The organism is Proteiniphilum sp. X52 (genome assembly GCF_003712195.1).
In the GTDB taxonomy this organism is placed as follows: Bacteria; Bacteroidota; Bacteroidia; order Bacteroidales; family Dysgonomonadaceae; genus Proteiniphilum.
In genome coordinates, this window is record NZ_RDSD01000004.1 from 1 (window position 1) to 23,547 (window position 23,547).

The following is a 23,547-nucleotide window of genomic DNA, read 5'->3' on the forward strand; positions in this document are numbered from 1 at the left end:
CGCTTCAACGGTTTGTCCCTCTCTTCAAGGGATATTTCGGTGGAAAAGAAGGCGTCGTCCAACTCGATGGCTCCCTCAAGGGTGTACTCGTCGTCGCGTTTGCCCATCACGTCACGCAGTTTATTGACCATTTCCCATATGGGCTGGTAACGCTTGTGCCCCAGCTGGCGCTGCAGCTCCGCCGCGGAAAAGGAGCCCTTGGTCGCCGTGAGCAGGTGCATGGCCACGAACCAGTAACGGTAAGGCAGGTTGGAGTGCTGCATGACGGTGCCTGAACGCAAGGTTTGGCGTGCGCGACAACGCTTGCATTCATAGGCCTGCTTGTTTTCCAGCCAATAATGTTCTTTACAATTACAATGACGACAGGTTACTCCCATTTGGTCTCTTTGTTCTTTGAATTTTTTCCGACAGGATTCCTCATCGGGGTAATTTATAGCAAAATCCAGGATATTCATAGTTTGAATCTTTATATCGTTAGCGATGTAAATATAATGAATATCAGTGAATTGTACAAGTGTTTTTGAAACTTATTTATAACTTTTTCCCGTTAAATTCTTTAGGAATAACTGCGGATAATCATTTAATAAAAATATCGGTTATAATAAGTACACATTCCGTTCCAATATTGATATAAATTTGACCGAGTCCTCCAAAGTCTATTTTGGTATAGAAGGTTTCTATTCAAAAAACACCATGCCTGGGATATCTAACACGGATAATTTATGGCAGGCGCTGGCGCTTTTAACGCCTCTAACTATACCAAAAGTATATTCTACAGGACATATTCCTTCTTTCAACTCTACAGCGGGTTATGCCGGAGGATTTAATAATTTTTCTCCTTTTGTCGCATTGAATCATACAGGTATTTACACGAAAGAGCAGGGTAATCTGCAGGGCACCATTGCCATTGAGCAGGATTTTTCCCCACTTATCAAAGGCCTGAAAATGCGGGCACAGGGAGCTTATACGGCAACAAGTTATTTTGATGAGCTTAGACGCACAATCCCGGAAATGTATTACGCAACCGGAAGAAATGTGGATGGTTCCTTAAGGATGTTGAGAACATTTCAAGCAGTGCAGACTATGTATAGCAGTGGTCAAGACCAATATCGAAAGTTCTTTCTCGAATCGAATATTACTTATGAAAATGTATTTGATGAAAACCACCGGCTTTCCGGCTTGCTTTATTATTACATTAGCGACCATAAGCAAGTATCATCGATACCTACCTATGCGCAGACCTTGCCTTCCAGTTTGGCCGCTCTGCCTATAAGATATCAGGGCTTGTCCGGAAGGATAACTTACGGCTATCGCGACACATATTTGTTAGACTTGAATTTTGGTTATACCGGTTCGGAAAATTTTCAACCCGGCAGACAATATGGGTTTTTCCCTTCTATGGCTATAGGCTGGATACCCACACAATACGATTTCGTCAAAAATGGAGTGCCTTGGCTGAATTTTTTCAAAGTAAGATTTTCACATGGTAGTGTTGGCAATGATCGTATCACAGGCAATAGAAGATTTGCATATCTGACAACTTTCGATTATACCGGTGCCGGATGGGGAGGCACCACCGGTATAAATGAAAATCTTGTCGGTGCCGATAATCTGGAATGGGAAAAAGCCATTAAAAGCGATTTAGGGATTGAGTCTCAACTTTTTAAACAAAGATTGTCTTTTACAGTGGATTTCTTTAATGATAAGCGTGACGGTATATTCCAACAGCGTACGCAAGTGCCGGGTTATATCGGAGCAGTCAATATGCCTTATGGAAATGTGGGAAGTATGGTCAGTTATGGTTCAGATGGAAATATAACATACCTGCAGCCGGTTACTGATAATCTCAGTTTTACCGTAAGAGGTAATTTCACCTATTCTCGCAACGAAGTGAAAAACTGGGAACAAGTGGTGCAAAAATATGACTATCAGTACAATAATGGTTGGCCCAATGGGACTGTAAGAGGGTTCAAGTCATTGGGGCTTTTCCGCGATGAGGCGGACGTCGCCGCGAGTGCGACTCAATTTGGAACGGTTTTGCCCGGTGACATAAAATATAAAGATATCAACGCTGATGGTAAGATTGATGATTATGACAAAATACCTCTCTCTTTGCAAAATAATTTTCCTTCGTTAATGTATGGATTTGGAGGGGAAATATCGTATAAAGATTGGACTTTTGGTTTTCTTTTCAAAGGGACAGGAAAAATGGAATATTATCATGTGGGAATTCATGACTCCAGATTAGGGGGCAATAATGGCATAGGATATATACCTTTTCATGACCAGGAAATGGGTAATGTGCTGTCCATCGTAGCTGATCAATCTAATCGTTGGACTCCCGCGTCTTACTCGGGTAATCCCGCCACTGAAAATCCGAATGCAATGTTTCCTCGTTTAACCTATGGTTATAATGAAAATAACTCCAAATTATCTGATTTCTGGAAACGCGATGGCAGGTATTTAAGATTACAGGAAGTATCGGCATCGTATAAAATGAAACTTCAAAAATTGAAAAAAATAGGTATATCATCTATTGAATTTCAACTAGTAGGATCCAACCTGTATACATGGGATAAAGTAGGAATTTATCACCCAGAACAGGCTTGGCGGAATGGTATTATTTATCCAATACCCGCTCAATATTCTTTCCAATTATATATTCATTTATAAAAAAGACAAAATGAAAAAAACACTTATAAACTTATTTTTAATTATACCGTTTTTTTGTCTGATTCTAATATCTCAGTCATGTAAGGATTTCTTAGATATTAGTGAGTATTCCCGCGACTTATTGACATACGATTCCATCTTTTCCAATAAAGACAATTTAGAAGCATATCTATGGGGAGCCGCGGCCCAACTTCCTCTGGAAGGCGCCATTTGGGGTAATGGTTCTGCTCAGGGAAAGTCTTTTCCCGGAATAGCGTGCTCCGACGAAGGTTTTATACAATGGATTTCCGCGGGATGGCAGTCAGGCCAATTAATACAAGGTATGATTAACGCGGACAACGTGGCCGGTACCAATATGTATATATGGGATCAGATGTATAAGATTATTCGCAAGGTCAACATACTTATTGCTAATATCCATTTATGCGAGGGGCTTACTACACTTCAGCGGAATGAATACTTAGGATATGCCCGTTTTCTTAGAGCATATGCTTATTGGCATATTTTATCGGTGCACGGACCTGTAATTTTGGTCGGCGATCAGGTATATGAAACGAATATGACGCCTGACTATTATGTAATTGAAAGGGCTACTTATGACGAGTCGGTTGAATATATCTGCTCTGAGATGGAAAGTGCGGCGCCTTTTATTCCGGTTTCCGTTCCTATATCATATTTTGGAAGACCCACAAGAGGCTCTGTTTACGGTATGATTGCCCGAATACGTTTGCAACACGCGAGTCCGTTATTTAACGGAGGGGGCGGAGCTTCAGGAGATGCCGGAAATTCCGCAAGACTATATTTTAACACCTGGACAAGAGCATCTGACGGGAAACATTATGTAAATCAGGAATATGATGAGCGCCGATGGGCATTAGCAGCTTATGCCGCCAAGAGAGTAATGGATATGAATACCTATTCGTTGCATATTTATGAAGCAGACCTGTTTACTCCCGATTTACCTGCCAATATGCCGAATAAGGAGAATTATCCCAATGGCCCCGGAGGTATTGATCCATATCGGTCTTATTCCGATATGTTTACCGGAGAAAGTCTTGCTGCCAATAATCCCGAATTTGTGTGGGGAAGAATGGATGCTTCTGTGAGAGAATACACCCGTCACAGTTTTCCTAAAGAATTTGGAGGTTATGGAGGAATGGCATTAACTCAAAAGGTGGTGGATGCTTTTTATATGGCTGATGGAAGCGATCCGGTCGCACCGGGAACGGCCGATTGCCCTTACGACGAAACAGGTTTTATGACAGGAATTAAATCTTTTTCAGGATATCAGTTAGGCGGAGGCCCCCCGGTTTTTAACATGTATGTAAACAGAGAAGCGCGGTTTTATGCCTGTGTGGGCTTCAGTCAATGTTTTTGGCCCATGTCGTCAACTACCGAATCAGGAAAATACAATCAATATTTCGGATACGCCGCTGACGATAACGCCGGAAAATACCAGTCTGTGGGGAATGTCGAAGATTACACTACAACGGGATATGTTTCAAAAAAGTATATTCATCGTGACGATGCTTTTTCAGGGACTAATGCGGCACGCTTGAATAAACCATTTGGAATTATCAGGTATGCTGAGATTCTGCTTTCTTATGCAGAGGCTTTGAATAATTTGACTCAGACCTGGACTATTGAGGGGAGTGACGGGGTGGAATATGTTTTTTCACGGGATGAAAACGAAATAGCCAAAGCTTTCAATCTGGTCCGATATAGAGCGGGGTTACCCGGTTTAACCGCTGCTCAGCTCGCGAGTAAAGAGCTTATGTTTAATGCTATTGAAAGGGAACGTATGATAGAGTTCCTGCATGAGAATAGACGGTATTACGATATCAGGCGTTGGGGGATTTACCTGAATAGGGATTCCGAGCCAATAGAGGGAATGGATATCGAAGGTAAACGAAGCGACGGCACATATTATCACCGTGTAAGGTTAAATAACCTTAGGGCGAGAAGCCGTGTTACAGACAAAAAAATGATTTGGCTGCCTATAAGTACAACAGAAATTAAAAAGGTACCCACAATATCTCAGAATCCGGGTTGGTAATTCTTTAAATAATGTGAAAATGAAGCATTTAATAAAGATAGTTATATTGATTTCATGCTTTTTAATGTCGGCATGTAATATCTACGAACAGTTCAAAGAAGAGTTGTATAAGAATGTGTTTTGTCTTGTTTCAGGTTCAGACAATATTTATTCAGTATCTATTCCGTTTGATGACGAGGTTTATGAAGGTTTTGTATCTATCTATTGTGGCGGTACTAATCCGGTAACAAACGACGTGACTATTGAATTGGAATACGATTTGGAAAGCATACAAGAATATAATGAACTTACATTTGATCTTGATGTTTCGCGGTACGCCAAGTGGCTTGATCAGTCTAAATATGAAATACAAACATTCTCTGCAACAATGAAGGCGGGTCAAGAAGATCCTTATGTAACAATTCCGATAAGAATTTTCACAGAAGGTATCACTCCCGACACCATATTTTTTATCCCTTTGAAGATAAAAAGCATTACTGATGGATATGATGTGAATCCTGAAATGAATAAACTGCTGTATAGACCTTTTGTTGAGAATAAATATGCCGGAACTATGACACAGACAATTTATGGTTTGCGGGGAAAACGAAATGGTGTTGAAATAACAGGTTCAAAAAATGCCTATCCATTAGCCGCCAATCAGATAAGAATCACGGTGGAGAAGTATACGGAATTAGACGGCAATAGTCGTGTAAACCTGGATTTGATTAATAAGTATAGTATCAAACTTACAGTGAATAGTGACAATACTGTAACGATAGAACCTTATGGTACAATTGAAATCGAACAATTAGGAGACCCTGAAGACAACAGATTGGAAATTAAAGATTTGACACGTTTTTATTTATCTTATCGTTATCGCACATTAGAAACTCCGGCAACTGAAGAGAATGATGCTGTATATAGCAGTTGGGTTGAAGTTGAAGAAGTCTTGAGAAGACAAAATTGAGTAGAATTTTCACTGACTTCGCCAATGGTCTCCTGAACGGTTTTAACCGCTTTAGAAAGTGAAGGTGGAGACAACTTCAGGTCACTGGGGTTTACGATAATCTCCCCCCATGTCAAATCGCTTAGTATTTATATCATTTCGAATGATTTACAAAATCGAAATAATGTTTTATTTTTGTGAGATATAGTTTCTTGTGCCGGAATTAAGCAATAATGCCACCATACAAAAGACAACAACATGTTCTTATTAAACCGACTAACTGCTTCACACAAGTTTCAAAGGCCCGGAATTTTAATTATTCTGTCAACCTTTCTATTCTGTGGTCACAATACAGCCTATGGAAATGACATTCATCCGCTCAGGATCACAAAACTCAGCTGCGAGTACCAACAAAATCCGCTCCTGGTTGTTTCAGACACCCCTCTTTTCGGATGGCAGTTGCAATCGGATCAACAGGAAGCAGCTCAATCTGCCTACACCATAGAGATTTATACCCGTATCAAAGGCAAAGAAGCAAAAATATGGGATTCCGGAAAAGTCCAATCCGGTCAAAGCCAACGGGTAAAATACCATGGCTTGGAAACATTGGAAAGGGGAAGGGTGTACCGGTGGAGAGTCAAAGCCTGGGATACCCGGAATAACTCTTCGGAATGGAGTGATATGAACAGCTTCCGGATGGCTCCTTCGGAGACGGAATTAAAAGCCGAATGGATCGGAGCGATCGACAAGAAAGATGCCCATATCCCGGAAGGAAGAACCTATCATGCGCTGGCTGCCTCATCGGAAGCGGCGGAAAAATGGCGGAATACCCATCCCCTTTCCAAAAGAAGCATCTATCTGAGAAAAGAATTTTCCGTCGACAAGAAAATAAATGAGGCAATTATCTATGTCAGTGGATTAGGGCATTACGAACTGTCGCTAAACGGGAAAAAAGTGGGTGACTCCCAGTTTGATCCGATGTGGAGCGATTACGACAAGACTATCTATTATAATGCCTATGATGTGACTCATTCCCTGCAACAGGATAATGCTATCGGAGTACTGTTGGGAAACGGATTCTTTAATCAGCAGGGTGGCCGGTACATAAAAATGCAGGTGAGTTTTGGTCCTCCCACCCTGTTTTTCAAACTACATATAACTTATACGGATGGGACAAAGCAGGAAATCCCTTCGGACGAAAGTTGGAAATACTCCTTAAGCCCCCTTGTTTTCAATGATATGTATGGTGGAGAGGATTACGATGCAAGGCTGGAGCGGAAAGGATGGGATAGTTATGGATTCGATGAGTCGGATTGGCTGCCGGTAGTCGTGCAAAACGCCCCCAATGGCCGCCTGACTCCACAGGTCACTGCTTCCGTTAAAATAATGGAAACATACACACCGAAGTCGGTGAGAAAGGTGGGTGATGCATATGTCTTCGATATGGGACAAAACCTGTCGGGTTTTCCAATGATCAAAGTCTCGGGAAAATCAGGGGACAAAGTCAGGTTAACAGTAGGTGAAAACATTCACCAGGACGGCTCTGTAAATCAATCACAATCGGGATCGCCCTATTATTATGAATACACTTTAAGAGGAGACAAGGAAGAGACATGGCGTCCCCGTTTCTCCTACTACGGTTATAAATATATTCAGGCAGATGGTGTTAAACCGGAAGAGGTACAGTCTCATTTCGTATATAATTCGAGCGTTCAAACAGGTCGTTTTCGCTGTTCCAATGAGATATTCAATGAGGCTCACCGGCTTATTGTCAACGCGATCAAAAGTAATATGCACGCAGTGTTTACCGATTGCCCCCACCGCGAAAAACTCGGATGGCTGGAACAGGTACATCTGAATGGTCCGGGATTGTTTTACAATTTTGACCTGACCACATTCGCCCCCAAGATCATGCGTGACATACGCGACGCGCAGTTGCCCAACGGTCTGGTTCCCGATATAGCTCCCGAATATGTTATTTTCGAAGGAGGATTCCGCGATTCTCCCGAATGGGGAAGTACCGCCGTTTTCCTGCCGTTCATCTATTACCGGTTCTACGGCGACAAATCACTGATCACGGAATATTATGACGTAATGAAAAGATACGTCGATTACCTTTCTACTACCGCGACCGACCATATTGTTTCCCACGGACTGGGTGACTGGTGTGATTACCGCAAAGACCAACCCTATGGCCCCTCCCAAAACACCCCGGTACCTTTGTCCGCGTCCACCCATTATTATATGGTGGTCGATTATCTGGCACAGGCTGCCGGAATAACAGGCAATGTCAACGATCACACCCATTATGCAAACCTCAGAGAGAAGATAAAAGAGGCATTTAATAAAGAGTTCTTTGATGAAAACAGTCGGCAATACGGTACGGGGAGCCAGGCATCCAATGCCTTGCCGTTGTTTGCCGGTATTGTGGAACCCGAATACAAACAGGCTGTGCTGGATAATTTAGTGAAAGATATAGAAGAAAAGGGGTATAGGCTTTCTACGGGGGATGTCGGGAATAGATACCTGTTCCAAGCATTGGCCGATAACGGATTGAACGAGGTCATGTACAAAATGCATAATCACAGGGAAGTGCCCGGATATGGGTTCCAACTGCAATTCGGCACCACAACCCTGACTGAGTTATGGGATCCGAGAGACGGGGCATCGTGGAACCATTTCATGATGGGTCAGATTGAAGAGTGGTTCTATAAATCGCTGGCTGGAATAACGACAGAAGACTACAGCGGGTTCCAAAACATAGTGATTGCACCTGAACCGGTGGGAGATCTGAAGTTCGTGGAAGCATCCCACGATACTTTGTATGGCACCATCTCCGTCAACTGGAGAATCGAGGGCAACCAATTTAAAATGGATTTGTTCGTCCCCCACAATTGCACGGCCAAAGTATATCTTCCGCAACAAGGTGACCACACCTCCGTGGGGAGCGGACATCACTCGTTTACAACAACACTAATAATGAGCTAATGTGATAATGTACCAATGTGTCAATTCATTAGTTTGGTGATTTAATGATGAAATCCTGAATTGAATTAACAATCGACGTAGTCAACATTGGCGTACCCAACAGCTGTTTGGCACATTGGCACATTAGCACATTGGCATATTGGCACATTAATAAATTATTTATGGTGAAATTATACAGATATACCATTCTGGTTATACTACTTCTGTCGGGTTATTTTCTGAAAGGGGCATCATCTCCTTTACCGGTCGGTCTGAAAACCGATCATCTCGAAAATCCTATCGGCATAGACAACCCTAATCCCAGATTGACATGGAGAATTGAAGACAACAGGGAGGGAGCGCGGCAGTCCGCCTACCGGGTCATTGTCGGAACCGATTCCCTGAAAGTCCTTAACGGGGAAGGAGGCATATGGGATTCCGGAAAGATGAACTCAGACCGGCAGTTAGTCACTTACGCAGGAAACAGCCTTGCCCCTTTCACAAAATATTACTGGAAGGTGATGGTATGGGATGCATGGCAAAATGAAAGCAAATCCGATATCCGGTGCTTTGAAACCGGGATGATGGACATCAGCAATTGGCAAGGGAACTGGATCAGTGACGGAAGGGATATACATCATGCATCCGCTCCCTGGTTCCGTAAAAAATTCGAGACCGGCAAAGAGATCGCATCGGCCCGTGTATATATAGCCGTCGCCGGATTGTATGAACTCCATATTAACGGAGAAAAAATCGGCAACCATCGCCTCGATCCGATGTACACCCGCTTCGACAGAAGAAACCTCTATGTCACCCACAACGTGACTGCTCATCTGCAAAGGGGAGAGAATGCCATAGGGGTTATCCTCGGCAACGGATGGTATAACCATCAGTCCATGGCCGTATGGGATTTTCACCGGGCGCCCTGGCGCAACCGTCCCACTTTTTGCCTCGACCTGCGGATTACTTACGTAGACGGTACTGTGGAGACCATCCCCTCTGACCTGAGTTGGAAAAAATCGGACAGCCCGGTAATCTTTAACAGTATCTACACGGCCGAGCATTACGATGCCCGGCTCGAACAGGATGGATGGAGCAAGCCGGAGTTTGACGATTCACAATGGCAGGGGGTGGGGTTACGCCCTGCTCCTTCCCAGAATATTACCGCGCAACAATTGAGACCGATACGGAATGTATTGACGATCGCTGCCAAATCAGTCGATAAGATAGATGAAAAGACTTATGTATACGACTTCGGGCAAAATATGTCGGGGGTGACCAGGATAAAAGTCTCGGGTGAAGAAGGTACCGAGCTGCGGATAAAACATGGTGAACGGCTCTATGACAACGGACGGATCGATATGTCCAATATTGATGTATATTACCGGGGAGACAGGGAAAAAGATCCTTTCCAAACGGATATATTAATATTGAGCGGGAAAGGAGAGGATGAGTTTATGGCGCGTTTCAATTACAAGGGATTCCGTTATGTGGAAGTAACGAGCAGTAAACCGGTTGAACTGGATAAAAACAACCTGACTGCTTATTTCATGCATAGCGATGTGCCGCCGATCGGGAAAATTGAGACTTCAAATGACCTCATCAACAAATTATGGCGGGCAACCAATAATGCCTATCGGTCAAATCTGATGGGTTATCCTACTGACTGCCCGCAACGCGAAAAAAACGGCTGGACCGGCGACGGCCATTTTGCCATCGAAACCGCATTGTACAATTTCGACGGTATCACGGTATATGAGAAATGGCTGGCCGACCACCGGGACGAACAACAACCCAATGGCGTGCTACCCGATATTATCCCCACGGGCGGTTGGGGCTATGGCACGGCCAACGGATTGGACTGGACCAGTACAATTGCCATTATACCCTGGGAAATATATAAATTCTATGGCGACAGCAAACTATTGGCAGATTGTTACGATAATATCAAACGGTATGTGGATTATGTGGATCGTACAAGTCCCGGAGGGCTGACCTCTTGGGGACGCGGCGACTGGGTACCGGTGAAATCCCGTTCGAACCTGGAGTTGACTTCCTCCGTCTATTTCTATGTAGATGCAAAAATACTGGCCCAAGCGGCGAACCTATTCGGAAAAGAAGACGATCACCGGTATTACTCCGCATTGGCGGAGAAAATCAAAAATGCCATCAACAATAAATACCTGGATCGTGAAACCGGCATTTATGCCAGTGGTACTCAAACCGAACTAAGCGTGCCGCTTCAATGGAAGGTGGTTCCGGAAGATATGATACCCAAAGTGGCACATAATCTCGCGAAGAAAGTGGAAGAAGCAGGATTTCACCTGGATGTGGGTGTATTAGGTGCCAAAGCTATTCTGAACGCATTAAGTGAAAACGGTTATCCCGATGTGGCATACAAGGTGGCGGTACAAGACACTTACCCTTCTTGGGGCTGGTGGATCGTGAATGGAGCCACTACCCTGCTCGAGAACTGGGATCTGGATGCCGACCGGGATATTTCCGACAATCACATGATGTTCGGCGAGATCGGCGCATGGTTCTTCAAAGGACTGGGAGGCATCTACCCCGATGCCGCACAACCCGGGTTCAAGCATATTATCCTGCGCCCACACTTTGAGAAAGATCTGGAGAGATTCGACGCACAGTTTCATTCACCTTATGGTTTGATCCACTCTCAATGGGAGTGGAAGAAAAGAAAGATAAACTATCGGGTTGTGATACCTGCAAACAGCGGTGCCACTTTGTATCTTCCCGATTATGTGGAAGGGAACAAATTATTGGAACTGGATGCGGGAACGCATCACTTTACATTTACGATAAGTGGTTGAAGGTTGATGGGGCGATTCAACGATTTTATAATCGACTGATACCCGGCCCTTATTCACTTCTAAGTTCCAACTTCTAAGTTCTCAGTTCTAAGTTCTAAGTTCTAAGTTCCAAGTTCAAAAAACTAAAAAAATGAAACGAATAATCTTTTTTCTGACTTTTCTTATCCTTAGCGTTATAACCGTTTTGGGGAACAAACAATCCTCGGTGGTGCCTGTCAATCTCACCTGTGAATACCTGATCAATCCGGCCGGTTTGGATGTAACCCGCCCCCGTTTCAGTTGGACACTCCAACCGACGGACGAATCCGCTTACGGACAGCAACAGACGGCGTACCGCATATTGGTCGGACGTTCGCAGCAAAAAAAAGCCGACAAATTCGGCGACATGTGGGACAGCGGATGGATCGACTCGGACAATATGCAACTGATAGAATACAACGGCAAACCGCTGCGGTCTGACGAGAAGTATTTCTGGAAAGTGGCCGTAAAGGATGAAAAAGGCAATGAATCGGGTTACAGCGAGGCAGCCGAGTGGAGTACGGGATTGTTCTCACAGGATGAGTGGACAGCCAGTTGGATCGGCACGGACGAAGCGTATGATCCGGCAAAAGGCCCCAATAAGATGCAGGATCCCTGGTTCCGTAAAACTTTCGATTTAAAGGAAAAGCCTTCTAAAGCGACTCTGTTTGTCGCTTCGGTGGGATATCATGAAGTCTATGTGAACGGGGAAAAAATGGACGACCATGTGCTTGCACCGGCAGTGACGGATCACACCCAACGGGCCCGTTATATTGCCTACGATATTGCGCCCGCACTCACCGCCGGCACAAATGTCATTGTGTTGTGGCTGGGAACCTCATGGTCTATCTTCGGGCCTTATGCGACCCCCGACAAACCCCGTGCTCCCCTCGTGATTGCCCAGGCAGATATTTATGGCAAAGACAACCGATCACCACTAAGGATTACCACCGATAAGTCATGGAAAACGCATCCCAGCCCCAATATGCTGACTGGCAATTGGGGATTCGGTGTAGGCGGCTATGGGGGCGAGATCTGGGATGCCGGCAAAGAGGTGAAAGGATGGAATCTGGCAACCCTTGATGACCGTAACTGGAAAAACGCCACAGTGTACACGCCGGCGCTGAAACTGTCGGCTCAGCAGGTGGAGACCAATATCCGGTTTGACGAAATCCGTCCCCTCTCCATCGATTCCCGCCCCGATGGCACTTATCGTGTGGATATGGGCGTGAATTTCGCAGGATGGACACAAATTTCCGTACAGGGTCACCCCGGAGATACCATTCATTTCCTTTTTTCAGAACGGGAACAGGATGATATCACCTTCGGATTGATGAACGCTTACGTGATCGGTGCTTCAGGGAAAGGCACCTTTGAAAACCGATTCAATTACAGTTCGGGAAGATGGATCACGATCAAAGGCTTGCAATCGGCTCCGAAAAAAGAGGAAATCAAGGGATGGATGGTACGTACCGCTTTCGATAATGCATCCCGTTTCGAGTGTTCCGATCCGTTGCAGAACTGGATCTATAATACGGTAAAGTGGACTTTTGAGAATCTGTCTCTCGGCGGATTTATCGTCGACTGTCCCCAACGCGAGCGGTTCGGCTATGGCGGCGATGCACATGCCACTTCCGAAACCGGGCTGTTTAACTATAAGCTGGGCGCTTTTTACACCAAATGGCTGGAAGACTGGCGCGACGTACAGGGAACGGAACCGATGACAGGCAATATGAACGATCCGGAGTGGGCGCGCAAACGCGAAGGAAGCGGCAGGATACTGGGTGGAGGCGTGCTGCCTCAGACGGCGCCCACCTACCATGGCGGAGGCGGCCCTGCGTGGGGCGGAATAGTGGTCACCCTCCCCTGGTTCATATACCAACATCATGGTGATATGCGGGTGCTCGAAGATAATTTCGAGATGATCAAAGGCTGGTTGGATTTTCTCGATACCCATGTGGAAAACGATATGCTCAAACGATACGGCGGCCGGTGGGATTTTCTGGGTGACTGGCTTTGGCCGGGAGCTACGTCGCAAGGGATGAATAACGATTCCGATGAAAACCTGTTTTTCAATAATTGTTATTGGGTGTATAACCTGAAAACTGCAGCACAAATAGCCAGTGTGTCCGGAAGAACTGAAGAGGCAGCACGCTGGTCGCGTCAGGCGGAACGGTCGTCTAAAGCCATCCATGCCAAATATTATCACCCGGACGATCATAATTATTCGGACAGATCGATGCGGAGCCTTTCAGCGGCCCTGTATGGCAACATCATGCCGGCTGAATTACGCCCGAAAGTGATGGAGAGGCTGGCTGAAGAAATTCTCGTTCATAAGAACGGACATATCGACGTGGGGATCACCGGAGGAGCGATGCTCTTTAAAGTATTGCGCGATGAGGGGCGAGACGACCTCATCTACTCCATGACCTCCCAGACCACCTACCCGAGTTGGGGGCTTATGCGTGAGAGCGGCGCCACGACTATTTGGGAAATGTGGGAAAAAGACCTTCCGGGGCATTCACTGCTGCACAGCTCTTATCTCTATCCCGGTGCGTGGTATATCGACGGTGTGGCCGGCATCCGAAGGGATCCCGCGGTACCCGGATTCAGAAAGTTTATGATACGGATACCCCAGCTCACCGAAACACAAATTTCCAATGCAAAAGCCTCGTTCGACTCCCCCGCAGGATGGATTGAGTCGGCATGGAAGCGGGAAAACGGAAAGACAACACTAAATGTGACTGTGCCGCCAAATTGTATAGCCACAGTCCTGTTTCCTGATAACAAAGGGAAAAGCGTACAGGTGAATGCTGAGCATGTGAAAGAAACCAGCAGGAAAGACGGATATATCTTGTTTGAAATTCCGGCAGGAAAGTACCGGTTCAATGATTGACCGATATTGTATCCGGTATTAGATGAATCTTCCATGCCACGCATGCGGATTTCGGAAACCTTCCCCAGCCTGGATTCCGGGTGACGGGAGGGGTGAAATACAGCATCGGCGGATGACTTTTTTTGAATGGATGGGTAAAGTGTTTTTTGACGCTTGCAGCCGTATTCTTTATCATCACCTCTTATTCTGTCACAATGCGCGGGTATTACGATTTATCCTCAAACAGTGGAGAATTAACTTTCTTCTAAAATATTCTATGTCTGAAAGAATAAAGACGGACAAGTAGTTCGATCGGATCGTATGAAATAAAAAGTTTAATAAAATTATTATGACAGATTGGAGTTTACTTCTCATTCCTTTGGTGATTATCATTGATGGTTTAGCTATTTGGGATTTAATAAATAAGAAACAATATTCGCATGGAATGAAGATTTTATGGATAGTGGTCATTATTCTTTTTCCAATTCTTGGGGTTTCCATTTATTACTTTCAGGTTTCACTCTTTCATAGGAATAGTCAACGGAAGCATAATAGGAAAAACTAAGAAAACTTTGTTCTTATTTCTTAGGGCAGGATTGCCTTTTGGAACACCCAACGCCAAGGGCGCTCCTGCCTACCTGAAGAAATACGACAAAGATAAAGATATTGACACGAAAGATCCATTTATAACCGGAGGATGTTTATATGACCGATATAAACGGAAATGAGACCTTATTATCCCAAAATAGAGGGAAAATACTGGTTTTAGATTGCTGGCACGATGGATGTGGTCCATGTTTTAAACAATTACCCCGCTTTCAGGAATTGTTTGATAACTATAAGGGGATCCCTAATCTCCAATTTTATACATTGGGTGTTACTTTTAATGACTCCGTAAACCTATTTGACGTTTTAAACAAGAGGAACATTAATCTGCCATCTTTCGTTATCAGAGGAAAGGATGCGGAAAAGTTGGGGATAAAAGCCTATCCAACCATTATCATAGTGGATGATCATTCAAGAAAAATCTTTATGGGTAATTTGAGCAACTGCGAGAGCTTTTTAAAAAAACGTTTCAATAAAAATAAACCGAGCAATGGGGCATCAACACTCTTCGACACCAAGGTTCAAGATACCATTAGAATGCTGTCACTAAGGCCCGACAGTCTGCGATCGGAGAAAAATAACCTGTCAGGGAACCCACACTCACCCTTTAACTTATTCACCCTTTAACTTATTAAAATATGAAGATAGCTATACTCAGCATATATTCGTTATTGCTCCTATGGGTATTGATAATGATATATATTAAAACAAAAAACAAGCAGAAAGTACACAGGGCTTGGTATTGGGCATTAGGCGCACTTATATTACTTCCTGTTTTGTATTTTTTTACAATCGGCAGTTTTTCTGTTACACAAACAGAGGGATTGGGCAAAGTACCTGTGAAGTAATCATGTGATTTGAATAACGGATAAGCAGATGTTGGTAATTGGTAATTGGAATTGGTAATTCCTAACTTCCCAGTTCTAAGTTCTAAGTCCTAAGTTCCAAGTTCTAAGTTCTAATTTCTAATTTCTTAATCAATATGAAACACATTTATTTTTTAATTGCAGTTAGCCTGGCCATATTCATGGCCGGATGTCAGGGAAGAACGGTCAAGGTGGATTCCCTGAAAGTAGAAATGCAGGAGAATCCCCGGGGAGTGAGCACATCGACGCCCCGATTCTCATGGCAGATCACCTCAAATCATCGAGATTTGCAGCAGGCAAGCTATCAGATTCAGGTGGCCCGATCGGAGCTGGATCTGCAAAAAGGAAACAACTTGTCATGGGATTCGGGGGTTGTTACTGACGATGAATCCATCCTTATCCCTTATACGGGAGAAACACTTTCTCCCAGAGAAGTATATTACTGGCGGGTAAAAGTGACCACCAATCAGGGAGAAACAGCCTGGAGCAAGATCAACCATTGGTCGATGGCCCTACCCGATATTGCCGGCTGGCAGGCCAAATGGATTGGCGAAAATGCGCTTTCAAATCCGGGTGAAACGGATAAGGGAAATACCCGTCTGGCTGTGCGTTATCTACGCAAACCCTTTGGCAGTAAACAGAAGGTGGAACACGCCGTCCTCTATATCTCCGGGTTGGGCGCCTATGAGGCTTATATAAACGGCAAGCGAGTATCGGATGACGTTCTTGCCCCCACGGTTTCATGGTATCCCGAAAAAGTGTATTACAACACATATGATGTCACCTCCCTGATACAGCGAAAAAGCAATCTGCTGGCCGTAAAATTAGGCAACGGCCGTTACTTCGGTATGCGCGAGTCTACAACCCAGGTGTTCGGTTTGCCTCGACTACTGGCACAGTTGGAAATTGAGTACAGTGACGGTTCAACAGATGTCATTGTCAGCGACGAGTCGTGGAAAGTCACCTCCAAGGGCCCCATCATCGCCAATAACGAATTCGACGGGGAAGAATACGACGCCCGGATGGAGCTTCCCGGATGGGATAAGATCGGTTACGACGATACGACATGGAAACCGGTCGATATAATGTCTGCACCCGGAGGGACACTTACCGCACAACCCAATCCGAATATCCGGGTACAGGAAGAACTCACACCGGTAGCCATTACAACACTGACCGACGGGAAATTTATCCTGGATATGGGACAGAATATGGTAGGCTGGATAAAGATCAACCGGTTAAACGGGAAAAAGGATCAGCCTGTCACAATGCGGTTTGCGGAAATGCTCAATCCCGACGGGACACTCTATATGGCAAACCTCAGGGGTGCCAAGGTGACCGATATCTATACCCCCGTGAAAGACGGGGAATTCAGCTGGGAGCCTTCCTTCGTTTATCACGGATTCCGGTTCGTGGAAATATCGGGGCTGGATTATCAGCCGGCGCTCTCTGACTTCACCGGCAGGGTTATTTATGACCAAATGGAAACGACCGGCCAATTTGAGACATCCGACGAAACCATCAACCAAATATTCAAAAATGCCTATTGGGGTATCCGCGGGAACTACAGGGGTATGCCCACCGACTGCCCGCAACGCGACGAGCGTCAGGGATGGCTGGGCGACCGGGTGACCGGCTGTTTCGGAGAGGCGTTCGTATTCAATAATGCGCTCCTCTATAGTAAATGGCTACAGGATATCAATGACTCCCAAAGCCCGGAAGGAAGCATTTCGGTGGTCTCCCCGCGCTACTGGACAATCTACAACGACGACGTGACCTGGCCGGCCGCCTATTTCTACGGGGCAAAGATGTTGTGGCAGAACTATGGCGACACCGAACCCATAAGAAGGCACTACCCATCCATGAAACGCTATCTGGAACGCGTTCAACAGGTATCGATGCAGGATTATATCCTCACCAAAGACACCTACGGCGACTGGTGCATGCCGCCCGAATCGCAGGAACTCATCCACTCGCAAGACCCCGCCAGGAAAACCGCCGGAGCAGTGCTCAGCACCACCATGTATTACAGCCTGTTGGAGCTGATGAGCGAATTTGCCCTGCTCACCGCAAATGAGAAAGATATTGCCGGATACCGGGAGCTGGCGTCAAAAATCAAAGAAGCATATAATGCCCGTTTTTTCAATGCCGATTCAGCTTTGTATGACAATAATACCGTCACAGCCAATATCCTTTCGCTTCGTTTGGGATTGGTTCCCGAAGGATATGAGCAAAAACTATTCGACAATATCGTACGCAAGACAGAGGTGGATTTCAACGGTCATGTCAGCACAGGAGTATTGGGAATCCAGCACCTGATGCGCGGTCTGACGGAACAGGGAAACGTAGACCTGGCCTACAGGATCGCCACCAACCGCACCTATCCCAGTTGGGGATACATGATTGAAAAAGGGGCGACCACCATCTGGGAGCTGTGGAACGGGGATACGGCCGATCCGGCGATGAATTCCGCCAATCACGTGATGCTGCTGGGCGATCTGCTTGTCTGGTTTTATGAGGATCTGGCAGGGATCAAAAACCACCCGGAAAGTGCGGCTTATAAAAAACTGCTGATGGAGCCGAAATTCCCCGAAGGATTATCGCATGTGAAAGCCTCCTACAAATCGGTATACGGAGAAATTAAAAGCGAATGGGAGAAAGAAAACGGGAGATTCCATTGGGACATCACCATTCCCGGAAACAGTTCGGCCATCATCCGGTTGCCCAAAGAGTTGAATGTGACCGCACCGGCCGGGAAAGGCGTAAGGAATGTTATGGAAACCGAAACCGGCATCGAGATAGAATTAGGTTCCGGAAGTTACCGGCTCTCAAGCATTTAAATTGGCTCTCAAGTATATAAATCGATTTTATGATCGACTCTGTCCGCCAAACCAATCCATAATGGATGGGATGAAATGACTGATCGTCCGCATTCAGAATTGATATAAATTACCGGGAGGGGTGAACTGTTTTGATTTTTTTGGTTAAAACAGTTGCCCCTTTTCCGGCATTCCCTAAATTTGCACTGTTATTCTCTTTTATCTGATTAACGGATAGATTTACATATGCATGCCCGCCCGGGCAGGTTGTCTTTTTTCGCCGTAAGGTATTTAGATACGGCGTTTGAGTATCATTCGGATTATTCGCTTCGCGTAATTTGTTTCCCTTATCGCAAATTATTGGCCTCTCTGCTGATTATTTAATTCTATCTATTCCACACCACCATCTTACCTTAGTTAAGTTGCATCTTTAAATTGTATTCATCATGAAACGAGTATCAAGCTTATTCACGCACCGGGACATCGCAATAGGCAAGTTCCATCGAAAGCCAAAAAAGATCCGCCCCTCTTTTTCGTTATTACTGTTATCATTACTCTGCATCATTCTTTATTCGTGTGAAGGAGAAACGATAGATCCCGATAAGGCCGGAAGATCCCTTCAACTACACGCGGAAATCGAGGGATTGAAAACCCGCGCCACCCATTCTTCATGGGAAAACGAGGATGCCATTGGCGTTTATATGATCAAAGCGGGGCAACCACTCAACTCCTCAGCCATCAGCCAAAATGTGAAATATGTAACTGCGGGTTCCTCTACCTTCAAACCGGCCGACGAAACAGAAGAAATTATTCTTCCATTCGACGGTTCTACTGTCGATTTTATTAGCTATTATCCTTATCGCGCGGATATCAACAACTTCTCCTTCCCTATTGATCTGACTGACCAGTCGGTACAGGCAGGCATTGACCTGATGTATTCTGACAACGCCAAAGGGTTTGATTCGAAAAATCCGAATGTACGAATGCAATTCACCCATCAACTATCCAAAATTGTGCTGAATATCGTCCATGAGCAATCTATCGATCTAAGCGAACTCTCGGTAATCATTTCCAACGCGGCTACACGAGCAACCTTCGATCTGGTTAGCGGCAATCTCTCCTCAGCTTTGGAACGCGGTGATATCAAAGTCAACATTCACAGCAATGGTTCGGTTGCCGAGGCGATCCTGTTACCGGAGCCCGACTTATCAGGAATGAATCTGTGGTTTGTTCTCGATGAAGAGGAAACCGAAGTCTATAAGTTTCCTTTGGCTGATGTCTTCGAGATCAATGCTTTCGAGAGTTCCACCATATACACCTATAACGTCACACTTTTCACCGAAAGAATAGTAGCAGTCACGGAAAGCAATATCACGGCATGGATTGAGGGACCGTCCGCAAATGTGAGAACAGAGCGTACCAGTGAAACGCCCCCCATTATCAAGGGGTCGAAGAAAAAACCTTTCACTGTGGCAGAGGCACAAACAAATCAGGGCAAGACAGGAGTATGGGTAGAAGGTTTCATTGCAGGATCCACATCGGGCAATAGTATGAACCACTTTACTCCCGATGTTTCTGAAGCGTCAAACAGCAACATCGTCCTGGCGGACGCCCCTGATGAGACCGATACCGATAAAATGATTCCGGTGGAATTGGGATCGGGAAATATCAGAGCAGCGGTAAATCTAAGGGAAAATCCCGATAATCTCAATAAAAAGGTAAAGATCAGAGGAGACCTTGAAACCTACTATCGTGTGCCAGGGTTAAGGGATATCAAAGACTACCAATGGGTCGGTCCAGAACCGTAAATCACGGGTGTGCAGAAGTGAAATTGTGATTATTTGAATTCTTTCCACATCAATAACGCCCGTGCAATGGCATTCTCTACCAAAGGCCCCATCATGGCATATCCCTCCTTGTTTGGATGGACACCGTCTTCGGAGAGTTCTTTAGGCAGGCCGTCCCGTTCATCGGCCATGGCGGAGAAGAAATCGCAATAGACAGCCCCGCGTGTGCCGGCATACTGCTTGACACGTTTGTTTAATTCCACAATTTTGGGAGCCGGCTCCAAACCGGGGCGCCAGGGATAGTCGTATGCGGGGAGAACCGAGCACAACACCACCTGTATGCCATGCGCTTGTGCCAATTCCGTCATGGAATGGATATTGTCTTCGATCATTTCCAGTGTCGACGGGCCAGTATTGCCGGCAATATCATTGGTTCCGGCCAGGATCACCACCACTTTAGGCCATAAATTAAGCACGTCCTGACGGAAACGGAGCAACATCTGCGGTGTGGTCTGCCCGCTAATCCCCCGGTTGACATAGGGGCGACCCTCAAAAAATTCAGGTACCCTTTCTTTCCACCCCTGTGTAATGGAATTACCCATAAAGACCACCCGGTCGTCACATGCTTTCGCGGGTCCCAGCTTCGCATTATCTTCCCTGAACCGCTCCAAGTTCGCCCAGTCCTGGGCTTCCGCACACAATATACCATTCATCACAAATAACAATGCAAGAAACAATTTTTTCACATTCATCCTGTTTATATTTTTAATTGTATTGAATCCCGTTTTCGAATGTCAAAAATAATTATTTAATGGCTGATTCCAAACAACGTTCATCGATTTATTTGAAGTCAGCCCCATTTGAGTGTTGACCGGGGAGATTGGGAGAGAATGATTATAGCGGCCACTCGGTGAAAATATCATCAACAGAAATAAGTAAGCCGACTACTTGAGAATAATTATCCTGCCCTGCGCTGACTTTGTTAGTTTTCAGATAAGCATCATATACCCTGTCCTGAACCTCTGACAAGGCTTCGTCTCTCGCCGCGAGCCAATGTTCCCGGTTTCGTCGCAGGTCTGCAATGATCTCCGGCCGGATGGATGAAACCAGCGACTCATATTCATCAGGAAGGAACTTGCGTGTATCGCTCAATACATACCGGAGCGTGGAGAGGTACGCACTGTATCGGATCTTTTCGTCACCGCTAAGGCTACAGACCACAAATGCGTACAGATTCGCCTCCGATTCGGCGGCAATGCCGAACTGATGCGCCATTTCATGCGCTAAAGTAAACGGATAGGCAAAATTAAGGCCATAGTCATTCACATGGATTTCATTAAAGAAGGGGCCGAAATAGCCGGAAACACCCATTTTCGAATAGACCGATTCGAACATCATCGGCTTGGGTTTCCTTTTCCCGTTGGGATAAGTTATTCTTAACATCCCATGCATCCTACGATACGACAACTCGATTTCTCGCCGTGCTTCTTGCCTGTCCAAATCTGCACAATCGGTATAGCAAAGGTTCGCCCGGGCAATAAACCGGACGGCAAAATCCCTGAAAATTTCCGGATCGAATGTCATTTCCGTTATGTCGGTCCGATCGTAGAAATCTTCCCGGAAATAAGCAATCCCCCAGCTGAAATAGAACCAGGCGACGATGACCGTAACGAACCGGATCAACAAAAAAAGGAACTTCAAAAAAGAGGTTTTGCGTATAATGGTGAACACGACCAGCTTTATCAGCAGCAGCACCGCCACGACCAGGAATATATCGTACAATGAAAAGGGAAAAAGGTTCGAAATAAAGGACAGTATTGCAGCCAGAATAGGATAAACCCCACGCATATACCATTCCGAAAGTGTCGCGCTGAGGCTGAACAGAAAGATGATCGCGAACAATGCAACTGAAATTATCAGCAAAAGCGCGAATTGCCGCTTCTGCACTTTATATCCATGTTTTGAAATCATATTATCAAAAATACGGCTCTTTTTCTAAAACTCTATATATCATTGTCGAATATATTCAGAATTGACACAGAATCGGGAAAGAATAAAGAGGAATTAAATCCACAACTGACCCTGCACAAACTACCTCTTCCGGTAGACATGACAACCGGCTTCCGACGGGTGATCCTGCACGTAAGTTTCCGGATGCTCCTTTCTCAGAATCCACACCACCATAAAATCACCCGCCGCGGCGCCCGTAAAAAAAACGCCTAATATCAGCAGCAGTCCGCTGCCGTTGAAAAGGGAGATAACAACCGGGACAACCCCGAGCAGCAACGCCGGCATCAACGCCCCAAGGAAGTAATGCTTTATCTTTAGCGGTTCTTTGCAGTGGCAATAGGGTGTAAGCGTCTGCCACATCACCCCGAAACGGATGCTTTTAAACCCGTTTTTGGCAAACAACCCGAAGAAAAAACCGTGGATCAGTTCATGAATGATAATACCCACCACAAGCAACAGCATGAATAACAGGCTTTGCTGTAGCGAGAGAGAGAATGCCGAGCCCCAGATAAAGTAAAAAGGAATACCAAACAGTGCCGCGGCCATACCGGTAATCGCCAGGGCCACTCCATTTGCGGTATATATATTGATCGTTTTCTTCTCTTTTTCGTAATTGTCAAAATTTTCCATTGTTAAAATGATAGATACTCAAAATTATGCAGCACGAAAATAATGTTTCTACTCCATAATTCCGGTCAGAGAGTCAATATTTATCATTTTTTTCAATAAGGAGAAGGTATGTAAAAACGATTTTTTCATTCCATACCTTAGGGCAGACTATTCCCTGCGGACTCCTGATGCTATCCAAATTGCATCATCTATTTATTGCAATGCCGACTATTTTCTGACCAACGACAAGAAACTGAAATCCAACCAGTTGTTTTTACAGGATAAATCTGCTTTTGCCAGTTCTTCTTCAATCATATTCGATTTCACATAGTGGCTTTCGCCAGTCCGCGCTGGTTTTCCTCCTCCAAAATGGAGCCGACCTTCTGTACGATGTGGGAATCAGCCCTGTTTTCAGGTAGTTTGTTCTCACGGATGTAGTAAGTCAGTCCGTTGTCGAGTTTACCTGTCAGCACCTGACCATCGACAGGGCCAGATCATCAAA

The 23,547-nt window shown here is 45.3% G+C and carries 15 protein-coding genes and 1 pseudogene; 11 read left to right on the top strand and 5 right to left on the bottom strand.

Annotation, left to right across the window (positions count from 1 at the left end; translation table 11 throughout):
• A pseudogene (locus D7D25_RS04890) lies at positions 1-455 on the bottom strand (IS1595-like element ISPba1 family transposase); the annotation flags it as partial.
• A 181-nt stretch (positions 456-636) separates the two neighbouring features.
• Here D7D25_RS04890 and D7D25_RS04895 point away from each other — a divergent pair.
• The 11 genes from D7D25_RS04895 to D7D25_RS04945 all read left to right on the top strand — a co-directional run bounded on the left by D7D25_RS04895 (position 637) and on the right by D7D25_RS04945 (position 20,447).
• Positions 637-2,673: a SusC/RagA family TonB-linked outer membrane protein gene (locus tag D7D25_RS04895; RefSeq protein WP_370453830.1), complete on the top strand. Its 2,037-nt coding sequence runs from the start codon at positions 637-639 to the stop codon at positions 2,671-2,673.
• Between the two features lie 10 nt (positions 2,674-2,683).
• Complete coding sequence (locus D7D25_RS04900; RefSeq protein WP_122967973.1) at positions 2,684-4,729, top strand: RagB/SusD family nutrient uptake outer membrane protein; 2,046 nt, start codon at positions 2,684-2,686, stop codon at positions 4,727-4,729.
• Positions 4,730-4,748: 19 nt separating this feature from the next.
• On the top strand, positions 4,749-5,678 hold the full coding sequence (locus tag D7D25_RS04905) for a BT_3044 domain-containing protein (protein ID WP_122967857.1): 930 nt from the start codon (positions 4,749-4,751) through the stop codon (positions 5,676-5,678).
• Between the two features lie 237 nt (positions 5,679-5,915).
• Positions 5,916-8,645 (top strand): glycoside hydrolase family 78 protein, encoded by a 2,730-nt coding sequence (locus tag D7D25_RS04910; RefSeq protein WP_122967858.1) that lies wholly within the window; start codon positions 5,916-5,918, stop codon positions 8,643-8,645.
• Positions 8,646-8,806: 161 nt separating this feature from the next.
• Entirely contained in the window at positions 8,807-11,455 is a 2,649-nt protein-coding gene (locus tag D7D25_RS04915) for an alpha-L-rhamnosidase (protein ID WP_122967859.1), read from the top strand.
• 130 nt (positions 11,456-11,585) lie between these two features.
• Entirely contained in the window at positions 11,586-14,369 is a 2,784-nt protein-coding gene (locus tag D7D25_RS04920; RefSeq protein WP_255417190.1) for a family 78 glycoside hydrolase catalytic domain, read from the top strand.
• A gap of 328 nt (positions 14,370-14,697) precedes the next feature.
• Entirely contained in the window at positions 14,698-14,913 is a 216-nt protein-coding gene (locus tag D7D25_RS18760; RefSeq protein WP_122967860.1) for a PLD nuclease N-terminal domain-containing protein, read from the top strand.
• A gap of 7 nt (positions 14,914-14,920) precedes the next feature.
• Positions 14,921-15,076: a hypothetical protein gene (locus D7D25_RS17945; protein WP_158602542.1), complete on the top strand. Its 156-nt coding sequence runs from the start codon at positions 14,921-14,923 to the stop codon at positions 15,074-15,076.
• Positions 15,054-15,581, top strand: coding sequence for a TlpA disulfide reductase family protein (locus tag D7D25_RS18765; protein WP_122967861.1), 528 nt, complete (start codon positions 15,054-15,056; stop codon positions 15,579-15,581). The genes D7D25_RS17945 and D7D25_RS18765 overlap by 23 nt, the downstream gene beginning before the upstream one ends.
• A 355-nt stretch (positions 15,582-15,936) precedes the next feature.
• Positions 15,937-18,660: an alpha-L-rhamnosidase gene (locus D7D25_RS04940; RefSeq protein WP_122967863.1), complete on the top strand. Its 2,724-nt coding sequence runs from the start codon at positions 15,937-15,939 to the stop codon at positions 18,658-18,660.
• 425 nt (positions 18,661-19,085) lie between these two features.
• Positions 19,086-20,447 (top strand): fimbrillin family protein, encoded by a 1,362-nt coding sequence (locus D7D25_RS04945; protein WP_122967864.1) that lies wholly within the window; start codon positions 19,086-19,088, stop codon positions 20,445-20,447.
• 29 nt (positions 20,448-20,476) lie between these two features.
• On the opposite strand, the gene D7D25_RS04950 is transcribed toward D7D25_RS04945, so the two are convergent.
• The 4 genes from D7D25_RS04950 to D7D25_RS17950 all read right to left on the bottom strand — a co-directional run bounded on the left by D7D25_RS04950 (position 20,477) and on the right by D7D25_RS17950 (position 23,518).
• Positions 20,477-21,178, bottom strand: a complete 702-nt coding sequence (locus tag D7D25_RS04950) for an SGNH/GDSL hydrolase family protein (protein WP_122967865.1) — start codon at positions 21,176-21,178, stop codon at positions 20,477-20,479.
• A 142-nt stretch (positions 21,179-21,320) separates the two neighbouring features.
• Positions 21,321-22,397, bottom strand: a complete 1,077-nt coding sequence (locus tag D7D25_RS04955) for a DUF3810 domain-containing protein (RefSeq protein ID WP_122967866.1) — start codon at positions 22,395-22,397, stop codon at positions 21,321-21,323.
• Positions 22,398-22,517: 120 nt separating this feature from the next.
• Entirely contained in the window at positions 22,518-23,066 is a 549-nt protein-coding gene (locus tag D7D25_RS04960) for a DUF3267 domain-containing protein (protein ID WP_122967867.1), read from the bottom strand.
• Between the two features lie 302 nt (positions 23,067-23,368).
• Positions 23,369-23,518 (bottom strand): hypothetical protein, encoded by a 150-nt coding sequence (locus tag D7D25_RS17950; protein ID WP_158602543.1) that lies wholly within the window; start codon positions 23,516-23,518, stop codon positions 23,369-23,371.
• Positions 23,519-23,547 lie beyond the last annotated feature (29 nt).

Excerpts from the sequence above, each read along its gene's own strand:
- D7D25_RS04940 (WP_122967863.1), top strand. The coding sequence starts at position 15,937 with ATGAAACACATTTATTTTTTAATTGCAGTTAGCCTGGCCATATTCATG.
- D7D25_RS04955 (WP_122967866.1), bottom strand. The coding sequence starts at position 22,397 with ATGATTTCAAAACATGGATATAAAGTGCAGAAGCGGCAATTCGCGCTT.
- D7D25_RS04945 (WP_122967864.1), top strand. The coding sequence starts at position 19,086 with ATGAAACGAGTATCAAGCTTATTCACGCACCGGGACATCGCAATAGGC.
- D7D25_RS18765 (WP_122967861.1), top strand. The coding sequence starts at position 15,054 with ATGACCGATATAAACGGAAATGAGACCTTATTATCCCAAAATAGAGGG.
- D7D25_RS04950 (WP_122967865.1), bottom strand. The coding sequence starts at position 21,178 with ATGAATGTGAAAAAATTGTTTCTTGCATTGTTATTTGTGATGAATGGT.
- D7D25_RS04910 (WP_122967858.1), top strand. The coding sequence starts at position 5,916 with ATGTTCTTATTAAACCGACTAACTGCTTCACACAAGTTTCAAAGGCCC.
- D7D25_RS04920 (WP_255417190.1), top strand. The coding sequence starts at position 11,586 with ATGAAACGAATAATCTTTTTTCTGACTTTTCTTATCCTTAGCGTTATA.
- D7D25_RS04905 (WP_122967857.1), top strand. The coding sequence starts at position 4,749 with ATGAAGCATTTAATAAAGATAGTTATATTGATTTCATGCTTTTTAATG.
- D7D25_RS04900 (WP_122967973.1), top strand. The coding sequence starts at position 2,684 with ATGAAAAAAACACTTATAAACTTATTTTTAATTATACCGTTTTTTTGT.
- D7D25_RS18760 (WP_122967860.1), top strand. The coding sequence starts at position 14,698 with ATGACAGATTGGAGTTTACTTCTCATTCCTTTGGTGATTATCATTGAT.
- D7D25_RS04960 (WP_122967867.1), bottom strand. The coding sequence starts at position 23,066 with ATGGAAAATTTTGACAATTACGAAAAAGAGAAGAAAACGATCAATATA.
- D7D25_RS04915 (WP_122967859.1), top strand. The coding sequence starts at position 8,807 with ATGGTGAAATTATACAGATATACCATTCTGGTTATACTACTTCTGTCG.